At 45.5% G+C, this 19,796-nt stretch carries 17 protein-coding genes; 7 read left to right on the plus strand and 10 right to left on the minus strand.

What is annotated here, in order from left to right; all coding sequences use genetic code 11:
- Positions 1–13: 13 nt before the first annotated feature.
- Positions 14–418, minus strand: a complete 405-nt coding sequence (locus WH96_RS09560; RefSeq protein WP_047763942.1) for a hypothetical protein — start codon at positions 416–418, stop codon at positions 14–16.
- A 290-nt stretch (positions 419–708) separates the two neighbouring features.
- On the opposite strand from WH96_RS09560, the gene WH96_RS09565 reads away from it, so the two are divergent.
- From WH96_RS09565 to WH96_RS09575, 3 genes are all read left to right on the plus strand, one after another.
- Positions 709–1,443, plus strand: a complete 735-nt coding sequence (locus tag WH96_RS09565; RefSeq protein WP_047763943.1) for an ABC transporter ATP-binding protein — start codon at positions 709–711, stop codon at positions 1,441–1,443.
- 5 nt (positions 1,444–1,448) lie between these two features.
- Positions 1,449–3,983 (plus strand): ABC transporter permease, encoded by a 2,535-nt coding sequence (locus WH96_RS09570; protein ID WP_047763944.1) that lies wholly within the window; start codon positions 1,449–1,451, stop codon positions 3,981–3,983.
- 112 nt (positions 3,984–4,095) lie between these two features.
- Positions 4,096–4,812, plus strand: coding sequence for a Bax inhibitor-1/YccA family protein (locus tag WH96_RS09575; protein ID WP_047763945.1), 717 nt, complete (start codon positions 4,096–4,098; stop codon positions 4,810–4,812).
- A gap of 82 nt (positions 4,813–4,894) precedes the next feature.
- On the opposite strand, the gene WH96_RS09580 is transcribed toward WH96_RS09575, so the two are convergent.
- Positions 4,895–5,305, minus strand: coding sequence for an Hpt domain-containing protein (locus WH96_RS09580; RefSeq protein ID WP_047763946.1), 411 nt, complete (start codon positions 5,303–5,305; stop codon positions 4,895–4,897).
- 186 nt (positions 5,306–5,491) lie between these two features.
- Between WH96_RS09580 and recQ the strand changes: the two genes are divergently transcribed.
- The gene (recQ, locus tag WH96_RS09585; protein ID WP_047763947.1) at positions 5,492–7,330 is read left to right on the plus strand and encodes a DNA helicase RecQ; all 1,839 of its coding nucleotides are present in this window, start codon (positions 5,492–5,494) and stop codon (positions 7,328–7,330) included.
- A gap of 28 nt (positions 7,331–7,358) precedes the next feature.
- On the opposite strand, the gene WH96_RS09590 is transcribed toward recQ, so the two are convergent.
- Both WH96_RS09590 and WH96_RS09595 read right to left on the minus strand, forming a co-directional pair.
- A complete protein-coding gene (locus WH96_RS09590; protein ID WP_053005806.1) occupies positions 7,359–8,771 on the minus strand; it encodes an MFS transporter in 1,413 nt (470 codons plus the stop codon).
- A 244-nt stretch (positions 8,772–9,015) separates the two neighbouring features.
- Positions 9,016–9,654: a glutathione S-transferase family protein gene (locus tag WH96_RS09595; protein WP_047763948.1), complete on the minus strand. Its 639-nt coding sequence runs from the start codon at positions 9,652–9,654 to the stop codon at positions 9,016–9,018.
- 377 nt (positions 9,655–10,031) lie between these two features.
- On the opposite strand from WH96_RS09595, the gene WH96_RS09600 reads away from it, so the two are divergent.
- On the plus strand, positions 10,032–10,331 hold the full coding sequence (locus WH96_RS09600) for a PilZ domain-containing protein (protein ID WP_047763949.1): 300 nt from the start codon (positions 10,032–10,034) through the stop codon (positions 10,329–10,331).
- A 55-nt stretch (positions 10,332–10,386) separates the two neighbouring features.
- Here the strand turns inward: WH96_RS09600 and WH96_RS09605 are convergent, their stop codons facing one another.
- The gene (locus WH96_RS09605) at positions 10,387–10,797 is read right to left on the minus strand and encodes a hypothetical protein (protein WP_047763950.1); all 411 of its coding nucleotides are present in this window, start codon (positions 10,795–10,797) and stop codon (positions 10,387–10,389) included.
- A 413-nt stretch (positions 10,798–11,210) separates the two neighbouring features.
- Positions 11,211–11,576, minus strand: coding sequence for a hypothetical protein (locus WH96_RS09610; RefSeq protein ID WP_156176767.1), 366 nt, complete (start codon positions 11,574–11,576; stop codon positions 11,211–11,213).
- 255 nt (positions 11,577–11,831) lie between these two features.
- Between WH96_RS09610 and WH96_RS09615 the strand changes: the two genes are divergently transcribed.
- Together WH96_RS09615 and WH96_RS09620 are read left to right on the plus strand one after the other, a co-directional pair.
- Entirely contained in the window at positions 11,832–12,527 is a 696-nt protein-coding gene (locus WH96_RS09615; protein WP_047763951.1) for an SOS response-associated peptidase, read from the plus strand.
- A 271-nt stretch (positions 12,528–12,798) separates the two neighbouring features.
- Positions 12,799–14,712: a hybrid-cluster NAD(P)-dependent oxidoreductase gene (locus WH96_RS09620; RefSeq protein WP_047763952.1), complete on the plus strand. Its 1,914-nt coding sequence runs from the start codon at positions 12,799–12,801 to the stop codon at positions 14,710–14,712.
- 9 nt (positions 14,713–14,721) lie between these two features.
- On the opposite strand, the gene WH96_RS09625 is transcribed toward WH96_RS09620, so the two are convergent.
- The 4 genes from WH96_RS09625 to sigJ all read right to left on the minus strand — a co-directional run bounded on the left by WH96_RS09625 (position 14,722) and on the right by sigJ (position 19,796).
- A complete protein-coding gene (locus WH96_RS09625; RefSeq protein WP_053005808.1) occupies positions 14,722–15,489 on the minus strand; it encodes an alpha/beta hydrolase in 768 nt (255 codons plus the stop codon).
- A 178-nt stretch (positions 15,490–15,667) separates the two neighbouring features.
- Complete coding sequence (locus WH96_RS09630; protein ID WP_047763953.1) at positions 15,668–17,659, minus strand: acetoacetate--CoA ligase; 1,992 nt, start codon at positions 17,657–17,659, stop codon at positions 15,668–15,670.
- Positions 17,660–17,843: 184 nt separating this feature from the next.
- Positions 17,844–18,710 carry a LysR substrate-binding domain-containing protein gene (locus WH96_RS09635; protein WP_047763954.1) on the minus strand — a complete coding sequence of 289 codons (867 nt, stop codon included), beginning with the start codon at positions 18,708–18,710 and terminating at the stop codon, positions 17,844–17,846.
- Between the two features lie 168 nt (positions 18,711–18,878).
- Positions 18,879–19,796 (minus strand): RNA polymerase sigma factor SigJ, encoded by a 918-nt coding sequence (gene sigJ, locus WH96_RS09640; RefSeq protein ID WP_047763955.1) that lies wholly within the window; start codon positions 19,794–19,796, stop codon positions 18,879–18,881.

Raw genomic sequence — 19,796 nt, forward strand, 5'->3', positions numbered from 1 at the left:
TTAGCTCTATGTCTCAACTATCAGTCTGAAACCAGTTAATAGCTGAAAGGAGTTCAGGAAAAATCATTACTTCAAGCTGAACTTTAAAATTTTCACTGATAGCTAATGCCAAGTTTTTACGATATTCATCAGCCTCATCAACAGAAATAATTGCTAGTCGATATCGCAATACACCCGACTTTTCCATCTCGTCCATGATTTGCCAAAAGCCAGTGTGTCCCACATCATCTATACAATTCGAGCAATCCATGATCACAAATAGTTCGTCACTTTTCCGGGATAACAGTAAATCGCGTGTAAGCTCCAACCAATTCTGATCAGTAAACTCTCCTGATAACTTTATTAAAAATAGTTCTGTTGAATCTATTTTTTCGATGATCCAGCTAGCTGATTTTTCTGTTGAATTTTGCTTTGCCATTCTTAATCCAATTTTACATAAGAACTCACACAAATTACTGCGCTGAAAACAATATAACAAATATTCTAACACCAATTATGAAGTTCATTTCAGATTAATTTCATAATTAAGATTTAGAACCCTTAATTAAACTTGTTTCATCATCGGCGCTCAAAATTGAAATGACAGAGCAGCTTTTTCACAAATAGAAGCCAGAAGTAAATTATCTGGATGATTGAAATTCTGATATCCACTACCATATAGGTTTCTGATCAACGCTTTATGACAATGCAGAGAAAGTCTTTCTTATCATGACCCTGGGCTCAAAAAATCTTGTTTGTCTTTCAAATGTCAATCTGACCTTGAGCTCATTGGCCGGAAAAGTTGATATCCTCAAAGACATTAATCTGAACATAGACAAGGGCGAGACCGTCTCTGTGGTCGGGCCATCAGGTGCCGGAAAATCATCGATGATGATGTTAATGGCAGGTCTTGAAGCAGCAACATCCGGACAGGTTGAAATTGACGGACACGATTTAGGCAAGATGGACGAAGACGCGCTTGCGCGTTTTCGTAGAGACGCCGTTGGCATTGTATTTCAAGATTTCCATCTCATTCCAACAATGACGGCCTTGGAAAACGTTGCTGTCCCCTTGGAATTTGCACGTAAACCGGATGCCTTGAAACGCGCACAGGAAAGGCTCGAAGCTGTAGGACTAGGACACAGACTAGATCATTTCCCCGGCCAACTTTCCGGCGGTGAACAGCAAAGGGTCGCTCTTGCCCGGGCTTTTGCTGCAGAACCCAAAATTTTGCTCGCAGATGAGCCCACCGGTAACCTTGATAGTACAACAGGGGAAATGGTCATTGAGCTTCTTTTCAAACTACAAAAAGATCATGACACCACGCTAATTCTCATCACTCATGATCCGCGGCTGGCAGCAATGTGCAATCGCACCATCACCCTTCAGGATGGACAGTTGAAAGAAGAAACCACCAGCTCAACTGCCAAGGTTCCCACCCCCGCTGTGGCGTCGCAAGGCTGATTGTTATGTCAAAACGCTTACCTTTTTCTTTGGCTGCCAGCTATGCCTTTCGCGAACTCAGGGGCGGCATAAAAGGCTTCCGCATATTTCTGGCCTGTTTGTTTTTGGGTGTAGCTGCCATTGCAGCCGTTGGTTCAATTTCAGCTGCCATCGAACAAGGGCTGCGCAATGATGGCAGAAATCTTCTAGGCGGCGATATTGCCCTTAATCTGGTCCACCGCAAAGCTTCAGACGAACAACTGCGCTGGCTTCAGGACCAAGGAGAGATTTCCCTTGTTCGCGAAATGCGTACAATGGGGAAACAAGCTGTCGAAGGCGGCAAAAGAACCTTGATAGAATTGCGCGCCGTTGATGACGTCTATCCTCTCTACGGTGATGTGATCCTTGAGCCTAACATCCCACTTTCAGACGCGCTGGCAAAAACAGATAACGGCTGGGGCACGGTTCTCGCTCCTAACCTTTTGCGAAAGCTCAATCTAAAGGTTGGCGATCAAATTATCGTTGGGAATGGACACTATGAAATACGGGCGTCTCTTATAAAAGAACCAGATCTCTCAACCCGTGCTTTCACCTATGGCCCAACGGTTATGATATCAGGGGAAAGTCTCGAAGGCACAGGCCTTATTCAACCCGGTAGTATGGTTCGATATGATTATCGCTTGGCCTTACCGATAGAAACAGACCTCAAAGCTTTTCAGGAAACAATTGCCACAACCTTCCCCGAAGCAGGTTGGCGGATAAGAAGTTCAGAAAAAGCTGCGCCACGCATCAGCCAGTTTATTGATGTGCTCGGCATGTATCTGACACTTATCGGGCTGGCAACATTGCTCGTGGGCGGTGTTGGTATCGCAAACGCGGTGAAAAGCTTTATGGACAGTAAAGTAGGTGTGGTTGCAACACTGAAATGTCTTGGAGCACCCTCCAGATTAATTTTCCAGATTTACCTGATTCAAATACTTTTCCTCACCCTGATCGGCACCATCACAGGTTTGATTGCAGGAGCTTCCGCGCCTTACATTGCCAGTGCCTTCGCCAAAGATATTCTCGGATGGGAGATCGCCGCACAATTTTATGCAGAACCTCTACTACTGGCAGCGGCTTTCGGCTTCCTCACCGCTTTCACCTTTTCAATTTGGTCACTGTCCAAGGCTGGAAAAACGTCTCCTGCCCGCCTTTTCAGAGATCTAACATCCCCCATTACCGGTCGTCCGACACCGAAGGCAATGCTGGCCTTAACTCTTAGTGCCATTCTTCTCGCACTGACGGCGATTACCTTTGCAAGTAATCCTAAAATTGCCGGATTCTTTATTGTGGGGGCAATCAGTACCTTTGCCATTTATAACGCTGTTGGCTGGCTCATAACCAAGCTCACCAAATTTTTGCCGCGGGCAACCCATCCCCCCTTGCGAACAGCAATTGCTAACCTTCATCGGCCAGGTGCCCCGACCACAAGTGTCATCCTGTCAATGGGGCTAGGGCTTACCGTCCTTGTTATCGTTGCCTTATTGGAAGGAAATGTTCGCCAGGCCGTAACACAAAGTCTACCTGAAGAAGCTCCGGGTTTTTACTTCATTGATATTCAGCCACAACAGGTCGAGGACTTTGACGCGCTTGTAAAAAGTACTTCTGGCGTCAACGAATTACGGCGCGTTCCCATGATGCGTGGCCGGATTACAGCCGTAAATGGCACCCCCCCTTCCGAGTTGGAGATTCCAAGCGAAATCAAATGGGTATTCCGCAGTGATCGCGGCCTGACATGGTCCGCCGAAATGCCAGAGAACACCAAACTGGTCGAGGGAAGCTGGTGGCCCGAAGACTATAACGGCAAACCCTTGGTTTCTCTTGATCAAGCCGTTGCAAAAGGACTGGGGCTTACCCTTGGTGACAGTCTTACAATCAATCTGCTCGGGCGACCCATTGACGTCGAAATTGCTAACTTGCGAAAAATCGACTGGGGTGGGTTGGAAATCAATTTTGTTATGGTTTTCTCACCCGGACTGATGTCCAAAGCACCGCAAACACATATAGCAACGGTGAAGGCTCTGCCTGAAATAGAAGACGCGCTGGAAATCAAAGTCACAGATCAATTTTCCAACGTCTCATCCATTCGTGTCAAAGAAGCACTGGAAGCAGCTACCGAATTGCTCAGCCACGTCGCACTTGCGCTTTCCGTTATCGCTGTCGTTGCATTATTAGCTGGCACCCTTGTCTTGGGGGGCGCCGTCGCCGCAGGACACCGCCGCCGGGTATACGATTCGATTGTCCTGAAAGTATTGGGTGCCAGCAGACGATCGCTCGCGGCAACCTTCTTTTTGGAATTTGGTATGTTGGGTCTGATTTCTGCTTTGGTTGCTGTTGTCATTGGCGCTGTGGCTTCCTGGGCAATAACGGTCTATATCTTACGCCTTGAATTCACCTTACTGACCGAAGTTGTCCTCTTCACTCCCTTGCTGGCTCTGCTTGCAACACTGATTTGTGGCTATGCCGGAACGTGGAGTGCACTGCGACAACGCCCCGCTGCATTGTTACGAAATGAATAAATTTTCGATTGAGATGATAATATCCGACTAAAAACCCGATTATTGTTGATTTTTAAACAACAAGACCCAATATTAGGATCAACTTTTACGTAAATACGAAACGAGGTTTCTTATGATCGACCGTTCCACACAACGCAGTGTTGGATATGGCCAAGCAACAGCGGCCGACATTGATGCTGGTCTGCGCAAATACATGCTTGGCGTATACAACTATATGTCAATTGCCCTGCTTATTACCGGACTTGCAGCTTTCGGGGTATCCCAAAGCCCAGAACTCCTACAGCTTGTTTATGGCACCCCGCTTAAATGGGTTGTAATGTTGGCCCCATTGGGAATGGTATTCTTCCTAAGCGCCCGTATTCATGCTCTGGCGGCCTCCACAGCCCAACTTCTTTTCTGGGTCTTTTCGGTGTTGATGGGGGTCTCGATCTCCTACATCTTTATCGCTTACACAGGTGAGTCCATCGTCCGTGTGTTCTTTATCACGGCGGCATCTTTTGCTGGGCTGAGCCTTGTTGGTTATACCACCAAGAAAAACCTTTCAGCTTTTGGCTCTTTCCTGACTATCGGTCTGATTGGTATTGTCATAGCCAGTATCGTTAACATCTTCCTGGCTTCCTCAGGTCTGAGTTTTGTAATTTCCATTCTTGGTGTTCTGATTTTTGCAGGTCTTACTGCTTACGATACCCAGCGCATCAAACTGATGTATATGGAAAGTGACCATTCGGAAGTTGCCCAGAAAAAATCTATTATGGGTGCCCTTTCACTGTACCTGAACTTCCTGAACATGTTCTTGTTCCTGCTACAGCTTTTTGGTAACCGCGAATAAGCGTTGATGACATTAAGTCATAGCAAAAGCCCGGCGATTTAATCGCCGGGCTTTTTTTGATATCTGCTAAATCACAAACAACTTAATAAACGATTTGAGCAACTTTCTCTTTTAAAGAGACCGCTACTTCTTGGAAAATTTCGGGGCCATCACCAGAAATTTCATTGGTAATAATAGACCTCAATGCCTTGAGGTGTGCCTCATAAAGCTGCGATGTCGATACATGAAGCGAACCCTGTTCAACCTGATGCTTTAGCAACTCATAAAAGCTGTCACTAACACGTGTTATCAATGGAAAACCAAAGCTGGCTCCCTGCCCTTTCATATTATGAATAATACTACGAGCTTGATCCATCGCTTCGAATGCTCCGTCCGGATTATTTTTTATTTCTTCGAGTATACCAGCCAAAGTAGAGAAATCATCCTCCACACTAGCCCGATAGAGCTCGATAAGCTCGGCATCCACATAAATTTCCTGGCCTGTTCCAGACACGTCAACATCCTTTACATGTTATCGTTGGCAGGCAAAAGAACGTATTTATATTGTATATCGGCAACAAACGAACTAAGAACTGACTTCAACGATCGCGTGAAATTCAAAGTACTTTACTAAAATACTCGACAATCTCTTAACAAACTCTTTTTGACCGACCACGAAAGACTTGGCTATAAGCCAAGCATGGATGCGCTCGCCCCTCAAATACCTTCTGCACAGGATATTCTTAGCCGTATTTTTGGCTACGACAGCTTTCGTGGAGACCAGGAAGCTGTCATTGATCATGTAATCGATGGTGGCGATGCACTTGTTTTGATGCCAACCGGTGGCGGTAAGTCTCTTTGCTATCAGATCCCCGCGCTTTGTCGTCCCGGCCTTGCGATAGTTGTATCTCCTCTGATTGCCCTGATGCAAGACCAGGTCACCGCGCTTCAACAACTCGGCGTAAAAGCTGCGGCCCTGAACTCTTCACTTCCCTATGGTGAAATACTGGCCACGGAAAGAGGCATGCGATCTGGCGATCTGGATATGGTCTATGTCGCACCGGAAAAGCTTCTTACTGACGGTTTTCTCAACCTGCTGGAACAGTGTGACCTATCACTCTTTGCCATTGATGAAGCCCATTGCGTTTCACAGTGGGGGCACGATTTCAGACCGGAATACCTACAGCTCAGCCTCTTAAAAGAACGCTTTCCCTGGGTTCCCAGAATTGCCCTAACGGCAACAGCTGATGGACCAACCAGACAAGATATTAAAGAACGTCTTCATTTAAGTGAAGCTCGTGCCTTTGTCGCCGGATTTGATCGACCAAATATTCGATACAAAATTGGTTTAAAAGCCGCCCCGAAAAAACAGCTAACTGATTTATTAGAGCGCGAACATTCAGGACAGTCAGGCATTATCTATTGCATGTCCAGAAACAAGGTAGAAGAAATCGCTCAATCATTGAGTGAAAAGGGTTTCAACGCCTTACCATATCACGCGGGTCTTCCCAAAGATATTAGATCAGGTAATCAGGATCGCTTCCTCAAAGAAGATGCCGTCATCATGGTTGCCACTGTTGCTTTTGGCATGGGCATCGACAAACCTGATGTCCGCTTTGTCATTCATCTCGACCTACCTAAAAGCCTGGAAGCTTATTATCAGGAAACAGGGCGCGCCGGGCGCGATGGTCTTCCGGCAGAGGCCTGGATGATCTACAGCATGAACGATGTCGCGCGGCTCTATCATATGGCGTCACAATCCGATGCTCCGGAAGCCCAAAAACGAATCGAGAATAGAAAACTCGAAGCCTTATTGGGCTTTTGCGAAACAACACGCTGTCGCCGACAGGTTTTGCTTGAATACTTTGATGACAATCCGATTAAACCCTGTGGTAACTGCGACACTTGCCTGACGCCTGTTGAAAGTTTCGATGGTACAGAAGCCGCGCAAAAAGCACTCTCAACAGTCTATCGGACAGGTCAGATTTTTGGTTCGGCACATGTCATTGACGTTCTTTTGGGGGCAAAGACGGAACGGATTGAAAAACTTGGCCACAACCAATTAAGCACCTTTGGTATCGGCACAGAATTCCTCAAACAGGAATGGCGATCCATTTTCCGTCAACTGGTTGCTCTGGGGTATCTCAAGGTGGATATGGAAGGACATGGATCTTTCCAGCTTGGCGAAGATTGTCGACCCGTTCTACGAGGCGAAAAAACAGTTCATTTCCGCCGTGATCCAACAAAGAAAACCCGTGCTTCTCTTCGCAGTCATTATAAAAAATCTTTTGGTCCGGCAGCAACAATCGATGATCCAAAAGACGAAGCGCTCTTCCAGACCTTAAGAGCAAAACGCCTTGAACTGGCTAAGGATCAGGGTGTACCCCCTTATGTAATCTTTAACGACAAGACCCTTTTGGAAATGGTCATGGCACGTCCGGTCGATCTGGGCGATATGGCGAATGTTCCCGGTGTAGGCAAACGAAAGCTCGAACGCTATGCCGATATCTTCCTGGAAATCATTAACGAAAATCGCTAATACAATTTCTGGTGGCTGTTAAGCAAAACTAGCCGTTTTTAACTACGCTATCTGCCTGGGCACTTTCTTCTTCAGCCATCTCATCTTCAGAGGAAAACTCTTCCTCCCAAAATGCGGGGCCATCTTCTAGAATATCTGGCTCTATGTCTTCATCACTAGATGCAGATTCAGTAGCTTCATTCTCAGCCTCAGCGACCACTTCTTCATACCATTCCTCACCCTCTGGCGTCATTGCAACCACCATCGTAGAGGATTCGGCAGGCACCCCAATATAATCACCCTGCTCTTCAATTGGCACAGAGCGACGCTGTGTCATGCGGAATACACCAAAAGCAGTGATCATTAACAATGTAACGGACATACTATATACAAAAGCATTTGGTCCTAATTGCCCCATCAAAAATGTACTGATGATCGGTCCGACGATTGCACCTATTCCACCAATAACAATCAAGGCACTCGTGGCACCAACAATTTCAGATGCATCCAGATAATCATTGGTGTGGGCAATCGCCAATGAGTACAAAGGCAGGCACAGCGCACCGAATAAAAAGGCACTCCCCAGAAACCATACCGTCGCTTCAGGGCCAGAGAAAAAGCCCATTGAAATACCAATCAACCCCGCAAGTAGTGCTACGACAATCAGAACCTTGCGTCGGTCAAAGTGATCCGAAACCTTACCAATCGGCCATTGTAGGGCAACACCACCGATAGACATCGTTGCCATAAAAACTGAGATATCGACAGTATCCATTTCCAGTTCTTTGGCATAGATAGCACCAGCACCAAAAATTTGAGCTTGAACAACACCCACGCCAAATGCACAGACAAATCCAAGCGGCGAGATTTTAAAAAGCCGCTTGAGGCCAACTGGCGTCGGAGATTCGAATGTAGGGACCTGCGCAACCGTCAGGGTTGTTGGAATCAGAGCCAAGGAAACCAACACAGACATCAAAATGAACGGCAAGAAACTACCGGGATCAGAAATATTAATCAGAAGCTGCCCTAGTCCCATGGCTCCGTAAACCACAACCATATAAACTGCTAGGAGCTGTCCACGTGTTTCATTGGTCGAACTATCGTTTAGCCAACTTTCTGCAACGATATATAATCCCGCAAAACAAAACCCGGTGATAAGACGCATTGCCCCCCAGGTGTAGGGATCGATAAAAACGGCATGCAATAAAGCTGAAGCGGAAGACAGAGAAGCCAAGGCCGCGAACACACGTACATGGCCAACATTCGCAAGAACCTTAGGTGTTACAAATGATCCAGCAAGATACCCGACAAAATAACAGGTCATCACAACACCGATTGCCTCGGTGGAAAAGCCTTCTATAGAGCCTCGCACACTCAACACGGTACTCTGTAGGCCATTACCTAACATCAAGAAGGCAATACCGATCAAAAGCGCCCAAGAATTAGTGATCGCTGATAACATTTATTATTCCCCTAGGTACAAGGCACCAAAGCCTGACCAAATTCCATTCTTACCACTAGAGAATATTTATTAAGATAATTCTACCTTAGTTGCGACTTTTCACTTCTCTATTCACAACGAGCGCAGAAAAAGAGTAACAAGCATAAATTTTATGAATCAAACAATTGAAATTTAACCATAAACATAACGGGTAATAATTTATCATTACCCGTTATATAAAGATCAAGAACCTCAAACAGCTTTCTTATGCGAAAGGCGCTTCCAGCCCTTCTTGCTCAAAAGTTCTCAACACAGCCGGATGCTTGCTCATTAATTTGACGTGCTTGCCTAAATGCTTCATCTCATTTGGTTTTGTTGGCAGGAAACGCCCCCAGCGACAAAGCATCAAAAGATAAAAATCCAAAAATGAGACTGCTTTCCCCATCATATAGGGGCCTTTTTTCGCAAGCTGGGCTTCAACGATATCAAAATAACTCATAAGACGTTGCTCTGCCGCTTCTTTAATAGCAGGCGCATCCGATGCGTCACTGCTGTAGCGGTCAGAGTAATAATAAACTAGAAATTCGGTCTGGATTGTGTTGGTCAAAAACATGAGCCACTGATAAAATTTAGCACGTTCCGGCGTTGTAATATCGGGTATCATACGGCCTTCTGGATGCCGATCGGCAATGTGTAAGCAAATTGCCGCGGTCTCTGAAATCACCATCGCACCATCTTCAAGCACTGGAATACGGCCAGAGGGATTCAAAGCAAGGTATTCCGGGCTTTTATGCGCTTGCTTATTGCGATCCACATAGACCAGTTCATAGTCAACACCCAGCTCTTCCATCAACATATGTGGGGCCAGACTTGCGTTGCCGGGATAGTAGTACAGTTTATACATTTGACGCTATTCCTGTGCTGAAACAAATCACCTGTAGCAGTTTTAATTTACTTTTCCCAAGACCCGAAGAGAGATGTGTGATTATACCGATCAAGTCATAACCAACACAAAAACTGAAAAAACGCGAAGGAAAGAGTGACATAAAATTGCTACATAACACATCGACCATCACAGCTTTTTGGTCAAGACATTACTGTTTCAAAAAAGCGGATAAACCGACACAACAATGTGATCATAGATCGAAAATACACTCACAAGATTCAAAGTTCACAAAAATCACACAAGTTCCAGAGTAATTAACCGCAATTAGAAAGGAATTGGTAAGGATTAGTACATAGAATCATCCGAAGTAACTAGATTGGGTACACGTATAGTAGATGATAGAAAATCGCCAATATAAAAGGTATGCCGCAGGGGATAACGCCTCTTTAGGCATTGATGGTTCTTGGCACGCCTGTTCCATTCAAAACCTCTCCGGAAATGGTCTTTTTCTGGAAACCTTTTGTCGTCCACCGATTGGCACAGTCGTTGAACTGGATTTAAGCAGCTTGGGCAGATATTCCGGTACTGTTGTTCGACATGCCTGGGATGGCGTCGGCGTACAATTCAGAGACAGGCATCCACACACAGTATCTCTTCACGATCACCGTCAGGGTGCTCTCTTTGGCAACATCTAAAAGATTTTAATTCTCAAAATTATGATCACAAATGGTCAGTCTATGATCACACACCTTAAGCAGCGGGCTTTCTGTTCTTAAGCTTCATTGCTGTGATCTTGTATACATCCAACCCCGTAATACTCGCAATCTCACGAATAGTTAGCTCTGTCTCTCTCAACAAAACAGCTGCATGAATTTTCGGTGGCATGCCGCGTGGTTTTTTATTTCTGACTTTCACAGGACTTGCCAATGATTTCTGAGGCTTATCATCTTTCGCCAAGCCTCGTTCATAAGCGGCTTTTAACGCTGCCTCGTGACGTGCTTTTTCCTGTTCAAGATGGGAATCCATCAGGTGAAGTGAGTTGGCAAAAACACGTTCGGTCGCCGACATGCTATAAGAAGCCGGACGTGCCTTTTGCTTTGGCTCCTCTCTCGGACCACCTTCAGCAGCTTCTTCCAAAGACATATTATGCTTTGCTGCCATACGTTTAGCCGCAGCAAGTGCATTCTCTCTCTCTCCGTCATAGGGACTTAGTGCCGCAACCTGTAATAGATTATGGAACCTGATCCGCTCTGCCTCTGAAAATCCCTCACTAATGGTCTTAATTCCCTTGCTTAATTTCCAAGTTGCCCATTATACGCCAACTCTGGTTTATGGGCAGTAAACTTTATTAATTTTTTTCAGTTTTTTGCTTTGGCTTACTCTTCAAGCTTTCCGTCTTTGCGTTCTTACGACAATCTGCCTGTTTTACCGGATAATTACTTTTTCCCTCAATCACATTTAACAACAGAATAAAGGGGATAAAGAATATCCACATCAGATAGTAAAACACTTTAGTCAAAAGAAGTGTTCTCCGGCTTGTTTCCTGAGAAAATCACACTGAAACCTTACTCATTCTAAACGCTGTTAGCTGAATCAGTTTCAGTCTCTGCTTCTATCGAATATTGTCCGGCTGTTGTCTCATCGGCCAATCCCGCATGCAGGGTTAACAAAACAATTTCCGCATCAATACCATCTTCGAAAATCTTCACCATCTCTAATCGGCGCAACATTTCCTTTGCCTCTTCAGATCCGTTAAAATCCTCAAAGTCTTCCTGTCCCAAGATACAGTAGCTCAAAAACCCGGCCAAATCATGTAAAGCAGCCTCTGGGTTATCTTTAAGTAATCCCCGGTCTTTTGCCAAACGCCATAAAGTCAGCTTTACAGCGTCGGGAACAACCGCCGTGAACGTACCTGTGCGCTTCAATCCATCATCGATCATATGGATTTCTTTTTTTCGGCCAAAAAATCCAAAAATCATTACTTCGATCTCGCATCAAGGTTCATTAGAAGGGGAATCGCGCTTCTTGGGCGTTCCGCTATAAACCAAGGGTATAGATCAAGAATCGTAAAAATGAAACTCCGGGATTACTTAGCGTTAAAAAACATCACTGAATCACATCGCAAGAGATGGTTTCCTCAAGACAGAAAGCTGGTAAGTTAGACGTAAATTTTCAAGGATTAATATTTCAGAATCATGTGCGGACGCTTTGCTTTAACCACACCTATCGCAGATTTAAGCGATCTTATGGGCTTTCCCGAACGCCCGAACCTGGAAGAACGATACAACATTTGCCCGACCCAACCCGTTGCAGTTGTTATTCTAGGCTCAGATAAAAAGAAACACTTTACCCTACATCGTTGGGGATTGATTCCAAACTGGGTTAAAGAGCCGAATCTCAACAATCCGATGCACAACGCCCGCAGCGAAACCGTCAACGAAAAGCCTTCTTTCAAAGGTCCCTTTCGCGGAAGACGCTGCCTGATTCCGGCAGATGGATTTTACGAATGGCAAAGCGGAAAATCCGGTAGTCCGACTAAATCCGGCGCTTTAGGAAAACAAGGATACTATATCGCACAAAAAAACAACGCGCCCTTTGCGTTTGCCGGCATCTGGGATGATTGGCTGGGCGCAGATGGAAGTGAAGTCCAATCCTGTGCCATTTTGACGACCGACGCCAATCATGACATTTGCCATATTCACCACCGCATGCCCGTAATCGTGCAAAGAAAAGATTACAATACATGGCTTTTCAAAGGTGGCCATGACCTGTTGAAACCCCTCCCGATCAACACCCTCAAGGCAACACCCGTTACCAACTATGTCAACAACGCCCGTAACGAGGGTCCATCTTGTCATGAACCTCAAATTCAACAAGCACAGCTGTTTTAATCCCTTTAAGACTGTAACTTTAAATTGCTATAACAATACCGGCCACACCATGAAACACCTACGGTAGGTATTGTCTGCAGGTACTGTGCGATTGTAAATCGCTGGCTCTCTTCTAATCGTCGTGGACAGGCATAAATTTTCGCTCATACAGAAAATTTTTCCATCAAATATATTTTTAAACGATATCTACCATCTAGCCCTGTTCTCCTTAGGAGCAGATCAGTATGATTAATTGTCCTTACTAATTCCCACCCCCAATAAGGCTCTTATAATGTCTAAAGCAGTTGTCAGCGATCTCTTGATTTATCCCGTTAAATCTGTTGCAGGGATCTCAATGCCCAAGGCATCTGTGTTAACAGCAGGCCTGGCGGGGGATCGTCGATATCTGATCACAAAACCTGACGGCACCTTTGTCACCGGGCGAACACATCCCAAAATCACAGCGATTATCAGTATCTATCAGGGTGCGCATTTAACCCTGTCCCACGAAGACACAGAATCAATGACGCTCAATCCGGAAAGCTTCGCCGATAAATATCAAAACAGTAATATTTGGGGCACGGATCTGATCGGACAGGAATGTGGATCCCAAGCCGATAGATGGATAAGTGATCTGCTCGGTGAACCGATGAAGCTGCTTTACTTTGGGAACAAATCGGAACGCTTTATCAAACAGCATCCGGAAAATGATGTTGGGTTTGCTGATGGCTTCCCGCTACTCATCACCGCAGAGAGTTCACTGGGTGAATTAAACAGAAGATTGCTCGCCCCTGTTTCAATGGCTAATTTTCGCCCCAACATAACAGTTAGTGGCACTCTACCTTTCGAAGAGGATGGCTGGTCCTTGATTAGAATTGGCGATGTCAGATTCGAGTTACCAAAACCCTGCGCGCGCTGTGTCTTTACAACGGTTGATCCTTTTGCACATGCCGCAGATAAAATTCTTGAACCCTTGAAAACATTGACTGAATTCCGGCAAGTTCCAGATGGGAAAGACGTCATTTTTGGGGAAAATATGATTCCCTTGAATACAGGAACTATTCAAGTTGGTGATCCTATTGAAATACTAAAAACAAAATCCAAACCGCATTACATTGATAATTGGGCACCCAAATCAGCACGAATGACTGCCCATTTACAGCCTAAGGCGGCGGAAACCTTTGACCAGAATCCCATATTATTAAGATGTGTGCAGGTTATTGATGAAACCAAGGATGTGAAAACCTTTAAATTCACAGCTGACCCTGTGAAGCGTTTTTCCTATCAGCCCGGACAATTCTTAACCCTTCTCATCCCAATTAACGGCGAAGTCATTAGCCGTTGCTATACTATTTCATCCACACCTTCACGCCCGGATACCATTACAATTACGGTCAAACGGGTTAAAAATGGACGTGTTTCCAATTGGCTGCACCATCATGTAGCCGTTGGCTCTAGTGTAGAAGCGATGGGTCCGGCAGGCGTTTTTCACCTAAAAGAAAACCAGAAGAAAAAAATTCTGATGATTTCTGGTGGGTCAGGTATAACACCAATGCTTTCGATGACCCGGTTCATTACCGATACAGGGTTGGATTATGATATTCATTTTCACCACTCCAGCCACACCATTGATGATCTTATTGCCTGGTCAGAGCTATCATTACTATCAAAGCAGTTTCCCGGGTTAGAGCTTTCCTACAACACCACACAGGGCGTTCCTTCCTCCAGTTTGGCGGAACATGGTATCAAGGGACGGATCTCGCTCAAAATACTCAAAGAAGTTTGCCCGGATTATCTTGAACGCGATGTATTTGTCTGCGGTCCTGACCAGTTTATGGCCACTGTACAAACACACCTGATGGACAGCGGCCTTCCAGAAAATCAGTACAATCAAGAAAGCTTTACTATAGAGCCAACCCTGCCTCCGGAAGATGGATCAACCGCAAGCTATTCAATCCATTTCTCCAAATCCGGTGTAACCGCAGAAATCAAGGGAAATCAAGCTGTTCTTGATGCCGCTGAAGCTGCAGGAATTGATATTCCCTATAGCTGTCGTGGTGGTCTGTGCGGTACTTGCAAAAGCGAGCTAAAACAGGGCGAAATTACAGCGCCAAACGCTATGGCATTAAGTGAGGAAGACACAAAAAATAATCTATTCCTCGCCTGCTGTAGCTTTGCCAAGAGCGATATCGAAGTTGATCTCTGAGTACATAAATCAAGATACTGATAAATTCTTTAGGAAATGCTCTACAGCTTGCCAATATTCCTGATGATCAGGAAATTTTGACCAAAGGGTTCGGGCGCCGTGTTGTCCCGCACCTTTTGGTACAAAACCAGCCTTATCAGCCACTGGAATCACCTTAAATATATCATCCCAGACCCTGATTTCCGATCTTGCTGATGTGATAAAGACTGGGATATCAATTTTCTGCGCAGATTGTTTCACCCAGTCGCCGGGCTTTCCAGATCCGGTAAAATATTCACCTGGTGAAAAACTTAAAACTGCATCAATTTTGCGTAATTTTTCGCCAGCAATATGTAAAACAAGAGCAGCAGAATAAGAACTGCCCCAAACGATGAGCTTTCTAGGTTTGTAGATCTGGTCTACATACTCAATCGCTGACAACATATCTGGCAAAGCATCAATATAATCCACCTTGGCGTTCTTTTTTAAAGCCGCAGCATATGTTTCATTATCGATCCCATTAACCTTACCACCGGAACGTTGATCAACAGCGACAACACCAAACCCAAGACTTATAAGTTTTGGGGCAATTTCCCGATATTCTCCCCTACTCCATCCCGCTTGATGGAAAAGCACAACATAGGATGCATTTTGTACGGCAGGCGCATAGTGATCAGCAGTCACCATCAACCCGTCTTCGGATGAAAAATTAATTTTTTCCTGTGCATGCAACGATACAATCGGCCATAGAAGACACACAAGAGACGTTGCTAATACTTTGATAAATATCGCCTTCATTAAGATCTCAACTCTGAATTAATTGGACGTTTAATTCCTTCATTAATACAGCAATAATAATGAGATCAGAGATCAGAAAACATCACTTATCAGTGATCTCTCTTAGATAACAATTCAGACGACATATAATACTCTTCACCAAGGCTGTACTTAAAATACAAACTTGGCGAGAATCCCTCTAATCTTCCTGTAATGTCGAAATATTTCGGTAGAGATCCAAAGCTTCGGGGTTAGCCAGCGCTTCTTTGTTACCCACTTCGCGCCCATTGATAATATCGCGTACGGCAAGCTCAGTGATTTTACCCGATCGAGTTCGCGGGATATCTGAAACCGCAACAACCTTTGCCGGAACATGACGCGGTGTACAGCCAGTCCTGATTCTAGTTTTTATCTTCTTGATCAGCTCTTTATCAAGACTTTTTACTCCATCCTGCAAAATAACGCAAAGAACCACGCGCACATCGCCGTCCCAGTTTTGACCAACGACAATCGCCTCACGGATTTCTTCCAGTGTTTCGACCTGACGATAGATCTCAGCCGTACCGATACGAACGCCACCAGGATTGAGTGTCGCATCAGAACGGCCATGGATAATCAGGCCGCCATTTTCTGTGATTTCCAGAAAATCACCATGGGTCCAGATATTATCAAAGCGCTCAAAATAAGCTTTGTTATAACGGGATCCGTCTTCATCGCCCCAAAAACAGAGTGGCATGGATGGGAAGGGTTCAGTACAGACCAACTCGCCACGTTCGTTAGACCCGTCATCCGACTTGGCATCAGACACAGGCTTGCCCTCATCACTAAAGGCTGAAACAGCGCAACCCAGTGCAGGTGTTTGTATTTCGCCGCGATAGACAGCTCCGATAGGATTTCCGAGCATGAAACAGCCCAAAATATCTGTTCCGCCAGCAATGGATGCCAACTGGACATCCTTTTTCACATGTTCATAAACGAAATCAAAGCCTTCGGGTAACAGAGGAGAACCAGTTGAAAAGATCGCCCGAAGTGCTGGTAACTTATATTTATCAATCGGGCTTTCGCCTGCTTTTTTCAAGGTATCCAAATACTTTGGCGACGTCCCAAAATGGGTGATTTTTTCCTGCTCTGCCAAATCGAAAAGAATTGTCGGACTACCCGCAAATGGCGATCCATCATAACAAATCAGGGTTGCGCCACAGCCCAACCCAGCAGCGAACCAGTTCCACATCATCCACCCGCAGGTGGTAAAGTAAAACAGGCGATCATTTTCTTTCAAATCACCGTGGAACTTGTGCTCAACCAACTGTTTCATTAGCGCGCCACCTGCACGGTGAACAATACACTTGGGCGCCCCTGTGGTTCCGGAAGAGAACATAATATACAGGGGATGATCAAAACCCTGTCTGGAAAAGGCTATTTCAGCTGGCTCGAAAGGATTGACAAAATCCCGCATATCCACGGCATTGTCCAATCCCGATAAATCCAGATTCTCGCCCGACCAGGAAATCACAACGACCTTTTCAAGCGCAGGGATTTCTTTCACCACATCGGTCACTTTGCCAAGAACGTCGTGATTTTTTAGGTTATAATCATAACTATCGGGCGCAATCAAAACTTTCGGAGCAATCTGACCAAAGCGATCTAAAATCCCTTGAGCACCAAAATCCGGTGAGGCCGAGGACCAAACACCACCGATAGCAGTCGTCGCAAGCATGGCAACGATGGCTTCGGGCATATTCGGCATTAGTCCAGCAACACGATCGCCCGGCTCCACACCCTGCGCTTTCAACGCTTGTGCAAGGCGGGAAACTTCATTGTACACCTCATCCCGGCTCAGTGATCTCTGCCGTCCTTTTTCTCCCCAGAAAACAAGGGCTTCCTGATCGCCACGATACCGTAACAGGTTCTCTGCAAAGTTAATTTTCGATTGCGAGAACCACGCGCTCGCCTTGATATCCTGATCATTGCGCGTGTAGATATGCCTGCCTTTTTCCCCGGGGAGATCAAAATAATCCCACGCTGCGGACCAAAAATCAGCGATATGCGATACAGACCATTGATGCAGACCAGCAAAATCATTCACCTTTGCTCTGTCCTGTTGATCCAGCCAGGTCATAAAATCAGTGACGATCGCATTTTGCACACGATCTTCGCTTGGTACCCATTGAGGTTTGGTCACAGAAGTCATATCGCCTGTCGCTCCCTGAATTTTTTTATTTGTCGATTTTGACTAGCGATCATTTATGCTGCACCGCACACCGACCGTCAAGGGATGGGATATAAATGCGCATTTGGGGAGTATAATAATTAGAAACACAGTACGAGAGATGCGGCATGTAAAAGACGAGCAAATTTAATCAACGCCTGGCTTCTTATTCCTGATGAATTTCATCCATTGATGCCGTGATATAGTTGACTAACCGTAATCCAGCCTCGGTTAAATCTCCCTGACGATAAAACAGGCCAACTTCCACATCTGCCAACCCCGGATAGCCGCTTTCCATTGGCACAACTTCCAGACTGTCGGGCACCGTTTTTTCGGACAAGACCGTCAATCCCAAACCAGCCTTTACCGCTGCTTCAATGCCAGATTGGCTGGGGCTGGAATAGGATATACGCCATTTTTTCCCCGCTCTGTTCAAGGCATCAACTGATCGTTGCCGATAGATGCACCCTTGCGGGTAAACAATTAAAGGCAAAGTATCTTGAGTTAACAAGGCAGTATCACCATTCCCAACCCATGCCAGGCGATCAGACCACGTTTTTGCCAGGGATGGTGACGGTGTATCCGAACAAAGCGCAATAACAACGTCATAATCATTCTTATCCACGGCTTGAATGAGGTCACGGCTGATCCCACAATCGACTTCCAACGTGATCCCGTCGTGAGCACTGGTAAATCCACCAAGAATTGTCGGCAGCAAAGAAACCGCAAAATCATTTGGCAACCCAACCCGAACCACGCCCCCGACTTTCGGTGTTTTCAATCTGGAAATGACCTCATCATTTTGCGCGAGAATTTGCTTGGCATACCCACGCAAAATTTCCCCCTCTTCAGTGAGTGTAATCTTTCGCCCGCTCCGATTAAAAAGTGATATTTGCAACAGATCTTCCAACCGTTGCAGCTGAAGACTAATCGCAGGTTGAGAGCGCCCCAATGTCTCTGCAGCACGGGTTATACTTCCCAAATCATTCACAGTCGAAAAGGTACGCAGAAGATCTGTGGGAATATTAATCATGGTGTGAAAAACACATTATCAGACTCTCTCGATCAAACTCGCAAAAATTAAGATCCTGAACTCGTTTTACAGGTAAGACAAAGCTTATCAATATTTCATGAAAGGGACAAAGCCTGTTAACAGTACGGGCGTTTTTCATACCCAAGAACAATATCGAGAACCGGGATATCATCCCCAGGATATAGCGCCTGATGTTGACAAGACTCCTCTGGCCGAAGTCATCTGCTGTAGCTTCTCTGGATGTCGCATAATGTATATCTGGCTTATCTTGTCTTTTGCGTCATACCCAAATGATAGGGCAGCGTGAACATTACCTTCATCCACGATTAACAATGCCAAAGTACCATTCAGCACTTGAGTCCTAATCGTCATTTCACTCCATGCATGAGATAAAATATCTTGAACAAATCGACAGATCGCATCATCGCCAACAATTACATCCCGAACAGCCTGCACCTTGCCACCACTATCCGCGCGTAAGTCGCTATCTGCCCGTAACATCGTTCCTAGAATCTCAACATCCCCGGTTTTGATCGCTCCTTGAAAAGCTTTTAACAGTTTTTCCTGATGCTGTTTTTCCGGAACATGCCGCACATTGTTTTTCGCTACATACTCACGGGCGCGTGCAGCCAACTTCCGACAATTCGCCGATTGCATATCCAGAATGCGTGCAACCTCGTCAAATGACACCGAAAACACGTCGTGTAACAGATATGCAGCCCGCTCCTTGGGTGTCAGCCTTTCAAGCAAGAGAAGAAAGGCTGTTGTCAAAGACGAGGCAATTTCCAACTGTTCTTCTGCGCTGGCTTCAAATTCCGTTTGAATTTGATCTGGTATCCACGACCCAATGTAATCTAGTTTTTGGCGATTGGCAGACTTCAGTTGGTCCAAACAACGGTTTGTACAAACACGAGACAACCAACCGGCAGAATTCTCTATTTCCGGGCCAGAATAAGAAACCCATTTCAGATAGGTATCTTGCACAATATCCTGTGCATCACTGACGGAACCTAACAAGCGATACGCGAGCCCCGTAAGCCGGGGTCGTGATTGCTCAAATATATCTGTTTTGTTTTCAAGCGTCAT

Source organism: Kiloniella spongiae, from assembly GCF_001026905.1.
GTDB lineage: Bacteria > Pseudomonadota > Alphaproteobacteria > Kiloniellales > Kiloniellaceae > Kiloniella > Kiloniella spongiae.